Annotated in this window: 7 protein-coding genes; 6 read left to right on the top strand and 1 reads right to left on the bottom strand. The window is 69.9% G+C overall.

Translation table 11 applies throughout. The features are described 5' to 3' along the window. Positions 1–60: 60 nt before the first annotated feature. The 5 genes from qcrC to ACZ6SD_RS30280 all read left to right on the top strand — a co-directional run bounded on the left by qcrC (position 61) and on the right by ACZ6SD_RS30280 (position 5,781). A complete protein-coding gene (gene qcrC / locus ACZ6SD_RS30260; protein WP_465320426.1) occupies positions 61–858 on the top strand; it encodes a cytochrome bc1 complex diheme cytochrome c subunit in 798 nt (265 codons plus the stop codon). Further along, on the top strand, positions 855–1,985 hold the full coding sequence (qcrA, locus tag ACZ6SD_RS30265; protein WP_465320427.1) for a cytochrome bc1 complex Rieske iron-sulfur subunit: 1,131 nt from the start codon (positions 855–857) through the stop codon (positions 1,983–1,985). The genes qcrC and qcrA overlap by 4 nt, the downstream gene beginning before the upstream one ends. Then, positions 1,982–3,661 (top strand): cytochrome bc1 complex cytochrome b subunit, encoded by a 1,680-nt coding sequence (gene qcrB, locus ACZ6SD_RS30270; protein ID WP_465320428.1) that lies wholly within the window; start codon positions 1,982–1,984, stop codon positions 3,659–3,661. Before qcrA ends, qcrB begins: the two co-directional genes overlap by 4 nt. Positions 3,662–3,764: 103 nt before the next feature. After that, complete coding sequence (locus ACZ6SD_RS30275; protein WP_465320429.1) at positions 3,765–4,751, top strand: serine hydrolase; 987 nt, start codon at positions 3,765–3,767, stop codon at positions 4,749–4,751. Between the two features lies 1 nt (position 4,752). Beyond that, a complete protein-coding gene (locus ACZ6SD_RS30280) occupies positions 4,753–5,781 on the top strand; it encodes an asparaginase (RefSeq protein WP_465320430.1) in 1,029 nt (342 codons plus the stop codon). Here the strand turns inward: ACZ6SD_RS30280 and ACZ6SD_RS30285 are convergent. Next, positions 5,727–6,011, bottom strand: coding sequence for an Lrp/AsnC family transcriptional regulator (locus ACZ6SD_RS30285; protein ID WP_465320431.1), 285 nt, complete (start codon positions 6,009–6,011; stop codon positions 5,727–5,729). The two genes, ACZ6SD_RS30280 and ACZ6SD_RS30285, sit on opposite strands and share 55 nt — an antisense overlap. 92 nt (positions 6,012–6,103) lie before the next feature. On the opposite strand from ACZ6SD_RS30285, the gene ACZ6SD_RS30290 reads away from it, so the two are divergent. After that, positions 6,104–6,535: a YbaB/EbfC family nucleoid-associated protein gene (locus ACZ6SD_RS30290; RefSeq protein WP_465320432.1), complete on the top strand. Its 432-nt coding sequence runs from the start codon at positions 6,104–6,106 to the stop codon at positions 6,533–6,535. Positions 6,536–6,682 lie beyond the last annotated feature (147 nt).

The raw sequence follows: 6,682 nt of genomic DNA on the forward strand, positions 1-6,682 counted from the left end.
CGAGCCAGCTCCCCACCACAGCTTCGCCGAGCCCGCACTGACAGCAAGGGTTGCCGTTCAATGATGAAGAAAGCACGGAGCCGCAGCAAACTCCGCAGGCGCCTGGCAGGCGCGCTGGCCCTCGGGTTCGCGCTGACCTCGGTCGGCTTCCTGTACTCGGCCTTCGCGCCGGAGCCGCCGGTCGCCGTGGCGCAGGGCGACTCCGCTCTGGTGCGCCAGGGCGAGCAGGTCTACAACAACACCTGCATCAGCTGCCACGGCGCGAACCTCGAAGGCGTCGCCGACCGCGGCCCCAGCCTGATCGGCGTCGGCGAGGCGGCGACCTACTTCCAGACCGCGACCGGCCGGATGCCCGCGGTCCGCCAGGAAGCCCAGATCGAGCGCAAGCCCGCGAAGCTCACCCCCGAGGAGATCGACGCGATCAGCGCGTTCGTCCAGTCCAAGGGCGGCGGGCTGACCATGCCCGAGGAAAAGGGCGAGCAGCTCATCGGCGGCAACTCCGCGCGCGGCGGCGAGCTGTTCCGGCTCAACTGCGCCTCGTGCCACAACTTCACCGGCCGCGGCGGCGCCCTGTCCTCCGGCAAGTTCGCGCCGAAGCTGGACGGCGTCACCGCCGAGCAGATTTACGCGGCGATGCTGACCGGCCCGCAGAACATGCCCAAGTTCTCCGACCGGCAGCTCAGCCCGGAAGAGAAGAAGGACATCATCGCCTACGTCAAGTCGGTGACCGACGGGAACAACAACCCCGGCGGAAACCCGATCGGCGGACTCGGGCCGCAGTCCGAGGGCCTGATCGCATTCATCGTGGGGATCGCCGCGCTGGTCGGCATGACCCTCTGGATTGGGGCTAAGTCATGAGTTCCACCAACCCCGACCTGCCCAGCGACGCCGAACTGGCCGAGATGTCGCGCGCGGACCTGGTCAAGCTGGGCGCGAAGCTCGACGGCGTCGAGATCGTGGAGTACCCGGACCCGTGGCCGGTCAAGGGCACCCGCGCGGAGAAGCGGGCCGAGCGGCTCGTCGCGCTGTGGTTCCTCATCGCCGCGGCCGCGGGCCTGGCCTTCGCGGGCGTGTTCCTGTTCTGGCCGTCGGCTTACGTCGCGCCGGGCACCTCGGGTTACACCCTGTACTCGCTCTACACCCCGCTGCTGGGCGCGACGCTGGGCCTGTCGGTGCTGTCCGTCGGCGTCGGCGCGCTGCTCTACACCAAGAAGTTCATCCCGCACGAGGTGTCGGTCCAGCAGCGCCACGACGGCGGCTCCAGCGAGGTCGACAAGGCCACGATCCTGGCCGAGCTCGCCGACGCGGGGAACCGCAGCACCATCGCCCGCCGGTCGCTGATCAAGCGCAGCGCTGGCCTCGGCGCTGGCGCGATGGGCCTGGGCGTCGGCGTGTTCGCCCTCGGCGGCCTCGTTCGCGACCCGTGGGCGCAGACCGACACCCTCAACTCGCTGTGGCACACCGGCTGGAAGTCGGTGAACGGCGAGAAGGTCTTCCTGCGCCGCGCCACCGGCGACCCGGAGGAGGTCGTGCTGGTCAAGCCGTCCGACCTCGACGCGGGCGGCATGGAGACGGTGTTCCCGTTCCGCGACTCCGAGCGCGGCGACCACGAGGCGCTGTCCAAGGCGCTCAAGCGCTCGGACAACCCGGTCATGCTGATCCGGCTGCGCTCCGAGGACGCGCGCAGGGTCGTCAAGCACGAGGGCCAGGAAGACTACAACTTCGGCGACTACTACGCCTACACCAAGATCTGCAGCCACCTCGGGTGCCCGACCTCGCTGTACGAGCAGCGGACCAACCGGATCCTCTGCCCGTGCCACCAGTCGCAGTTCGACGCGCTGCAGTACGCCAAGCCGATCTTCGGCCCCGCGACGCGCAAGCTGGCCCAGCTCCCCATCGCGGTCGATGAGGAAACTGGCTACTTTTACGCCAAGCACGATTTCATCGAGCCGGTCGGGCCCGCCTTCTGGGAGCGGAAGTCATGAGCGCTATCACAACTCCCACCAAGCCCAACAACCTCGCCACCCGGGCAGCGGGCGGCGCGGCGAAGTGGGCGGACGACCGCTACCACTTCGCGGGCGGCCTGCGCCGCCAGCTGAACAAGGTCTTCCCGACGCACTGGTCGTTCCTGCTCGGCGAGATCGCGCTCTACAGCTTCATCGTCCTGCTGCTCACCGGCACGTACCTGGCGCTGTTCTTCGACCCCTCCATGCAGGAGGTCGTCTACCAGGGCTCGTTCGTGAACCTGCGCGGCCTGGAGATGTCCCGGGCCTACGAGTCGACGCTGATCCTCAGCTTCGACGTGCGCGGCGGCCTGTTCGCCCGGCAGATGCACCACTGGGCGGCGCTGCTGTTCATGCTGTCGCTGGTCGTGCACATGTTCCGGGTGTTCTTCACCGGCGCGTTCCGCCGCCCGCGTGAGGTCAACTGGGTCATCGGCATCCTGCTGTTCCTGCTCGGCGCCACCGAGGGCTTCGCGGGCTACTCGCTGCCCGACGACCTGCTCTCCGGCGCTGGCCTGCGGATCATGTCCGGCCTGCTGCTGTCGATCCCGGTCCTGGGCACCTGGGTGCACTGGCTGCTGTTCGGCAGCGAGTTCCCCGGCGAGGACATCGTGCCCCGCCTCTACACGGTGCACATCCTGCTGATCCCGGCCATCCTGCTCGCCCTCATCGGCATTCACCTGGCGCTGGTCTGGTACCAGAAGCACACCCAGTTCCCGGGCGTGCGGCGCAAGGAGACCAACGTCGTCGGCGTGCGCATCATGCCGGTGTTCGCGATCAAGGGCGGCGCGTTCATGGCCGTCGTCGTCGGCGTCACCGCCGCGCTGGGCGGGCTGTTCCAGATCAACCCGATCTGGAACTTCGGACCGTTCAACGCCTCGCACATCTCCGCGGGCACCGTGCCCGACTGGTACATGGGCTGGACGGACGGCCTGATCCGGCTCTGGCCAGCGTGGGAGGTCTACCTCGGGAACTACACGATCCCGGCGGCGTTCTTCCCGTTCATGCTGGGCCTGCCGCTGCTGACCGGCGTCGCGGCCGCGTACCCGTGGATCGAGCGGAAGTTCACCAAGGACTACGCCCACCACAACCTGCTGCAGCGCCCGCGCGACGTCCCGGTCCGCACCAGCCTCGGCGTGATGGCGATCACCTACTTCATGGTGTCGCTGCTCTCGGCGGCCAACGACGTGCTGGCGGAGAAGTTCTTCATCTCCCTCAACGCGACGACCTGGATGGGCCGCATCGGCCTGCTGATCCTGCCGCCGATCGCGTACTTCATCACCTACCGGATCTGCCTGGGCCTGCAGCGCTCGGACCGCGAGGTGCTGGAGCACGGCGTCGAGACCGGCATCATCAAGCGCCTGCCGCACGGCGAGTTCATCGAGATCCACCAGCCGCTCGGCCCGGTGGACGACCACGGCCACCCGATCCCGCTGGAGTACCAGGGCGCGCCGGTGCCGAAGAAGATGAACAAGCTCGGCTCCGCTGGCGCGCCGGTGCAGGGCTCGTGGCTCACGCCGGACCCGGTCGAGGAGACGACCGCGCTGGCCCGCGCCCGCGCCGCCCAGCACGCCGGGCACGCGCCCGCCGAGCTGGAGGCGGGGCCGACGGAGACCGGTCAGCACATCGCCACCGACGACCCGACGAAGAAGCTGTAAGAGCCAGCTCTCCCGGAAAGGGGGCGGCGCCCGGTTCGGGCGCCGCCCCCTTTCCGACTTTCGTTCGCTGACGCGTATGCCCTGTTCGCGATAGCCTGCGGCGGTGATCAGACACCGCTGGCCGGTGTGCTCGCTGGCAGTGGCGCTCGCCCTCGCCGCGGGCTGCGGCACGCCCGACGCGGCCCCGCAACCACCACCGGTGGCGGCGTCCGCGCCGTCCACGGCGGTGTCCTCGCCCGCCGAGCCGTTGCCGCCCTCGGTCACCGCCACGCTCACCGCACCCCGGGAGGCGCCGGTGACGGCCATGCCGGAAGCACCGCTGACCACCACCGAGACCTGCGCGCACCCCGGCTCGGACTTCGACTGCGACCTGCGCGGCCGGTTCGCCGACGTCCAGCGCTACCTCGCGGGGCGGCCGGGCACGGTGGGCATCGTCGTCCGCGACCGGGCCACCGGCGCGGTGTGGCGCAACGAGCACGCGGGCGAGCTGACCTGGACCGCGTCGACCATCAAGCTCGGCATGGTCGTCGACCTGCTCCACCGGCAGCGCGCGGGCAAGGTCGTGCTCACCCCCGTGGACCGGGCGCTGATGACCGCGATGCTGCACTCGTCGGACGACAACGCGGCCACCACACTGTGGCTGCGCTACGGCGGCGTCGACCACCTGACGTTCAACGCGGCCTTCCCCCGGTACGGCCTGACGTCCCTGCGGCCGCAGCCCGGCTACGGCCGGGTCTTCCCGTACTGGGGCTTCCAGAAGTGCACGGCGGACGACCTGGACCGGCTCATGAACCACGTCCTCGACCAGGTGCCCGCCGAGGACCGCGCGTTCATCCTCGACCAGATGCGCGCCGTGGCGCCGAACCAGCAGTGGGGCGTGTGGGGCGCGGGGCCGGGCGGCAGACCGGGCAACAAGGACGGCTGGTCGGAGGAAGACGGCGGCTGGGTGATGAACTCCGTCGGCTTCGTCGGCCCCGGCGAGCGCTATACCCTGGCGATCATGAACAACCTGCGCGGCCAGGGCGGCTACGACGAGGGCAGGGCGACCACCACCGAGGTCGCCCGGATCTTGTTCGCGGGCCGGTTCTGACGTGCCTGCCCGGGTGGTCGTGTTCGGCCTCGGCGGCACCATCGCCATGGCGGGCGACGCGGGGGTCGTGCCCGCGCTGTCGGCGGCGCAACTCGTCGCCGCCGTCCCCGGGCTCGCCGACACCGGCATCACTGTCGACGTGGAGGACTTTCGGCGCGTCCCCAGCGCCTCCCTGACCTTCGCGGACATGGCCGCGCTGTCCGCCGCGATCGAAGAGCGGCTCGACGCGGGCGCGGACGGCGTGGTCGTCACCCAGGGCACCGACACCATCGAGGAAACCGCCTACCTGCTCGACCTGAGCCACGCCCGCCGCGAGCCGATCGTCGTGACCGGCGCGATGCGCAACCCGACCCAGGCGGGCCCGGACGGCCCGGCGAACCTGCTCGCCGCCGTCCAGACCGCCGCGAGTCCGCGCGCCGCCGACCTGGGCGTCCTGGTCGTCTTCGCCGACGAGATCCACGCCGCGGCCCGGGTCCGCAAAACCCACTCCACGAGCGGGGCGACCTTCCGCTCACCCGACAGCGGCCCCCTCGGCCACCTCGTGGAGGGCACACCCCGATTCCTCACCCGCCCGGCCCACCGGTCCCCCTTGGTGCGCGTGGACGACCCGCTGCCCGTCGAGGTCCCCCTGGTCACCATGGCCCTGGGCGACACCGGGGCGACCGTGGCCGCCATCGCCGGACAGGTGGACGGGCTGGTCATCGCGGGTTTCGGCGCGGGCCACATCCCGGCCGGGGTCGTGGACGTCGTGGCGGACTTGGCCGCCCGCGTCCCGGTGGTCCTGGCGTCGCGGACCGGCGCGGGCCCCGTGCTGGCCAGGACCTACGGGTACCCCGGCTCTGAGTCCGACCTGCTGGCCCGCGGCCTGATCCCCGCCGGTTTCCTCGACCCCCTCAAGGCCCGCGTCCTACTCCACCAGCTACTCGCCGCGGGCCACGACCACACCGCCATCCGCGCCGCCTTCACCGCGTCGGGTCAAGCCTCGTTGCCCCCGATGTCGAACGCCGCGTCGGTGTCCCGCCGCGAGTAAGACCGGAACGCGATGTGCGTGTCGGTGTCGAGCACCCCCGGCACCTTGCTGATCCGCCCCGGGATCAACCGGGCCAGTTCCTCGTGCTCAGCCACCCGCACCACAGCCACCAGGTCGACACTCCCAGCGCAGGAGTACACCTCCGCCACCCCGTCAATATCGGCGATCGCCTGCGCGGCCTCCGGAATACTGTCCGTCGCGGCGTGGATCAACACGATCGCCGTGATCATTGGGCGTCCTCCCGGCTCGACTTCCTCATCCGCGCCAGCCTAGAGCAGCCCCGCGCTACGCTCCTGCCGACCGAGCCTGAGGGAGACACAAGGTGCAGACACCGGACGAATGGCTGGCGGACTTCGAAGCCAAGGTCGCCGACCTGCAACAGAAGGCCACCGAGTTCAAAAAGAACATCGAGTCAGCGGGAGCCACCGAGCGATCCCCGGATGGCACGGTCACAGTCACCGTCGCCCCTAACGGCTCCCTGACCGACCTCCACCTCACCGACGACGCGATGCGCAAGTCTGCTGCTGATCTTACGGCCGAGATCCTGGCGACTACGCGTAAGGCTCGGCAGCGCGCGGCTTCCGGTGTCGCGGAGGCGTTTGTTCCGCTGGGTGGGGATCGGGGGATTGTGCAGCAGATTCCTGGTGGTGAGGATGTGGCTGAGCCTGCTCCGCCTGTTCGGTCTCGTCAGCCGGTGGATGAAGACTTTTCGGATGCTCCGGTTGTTTACAAAGATGGTGACGGGGCTTGGTGAGTTCTGCTTCTGGGGTTCCGTGGGGCTCGCTTGGGCCGGGGTGCGGGTTTCCGGGGTGGCTGGGTTGGTGGGGTTGCTCGATGGGGTGGAGTGGTTTCTTTGGGGCCCCTACGAAGGAAGATCCCGTCGTGGGAAAGACGGGTGGGG

The sequence above is a fragment of the Actinokineospora sp. NPDC051303 genome, from assembly GCF_055586285.1.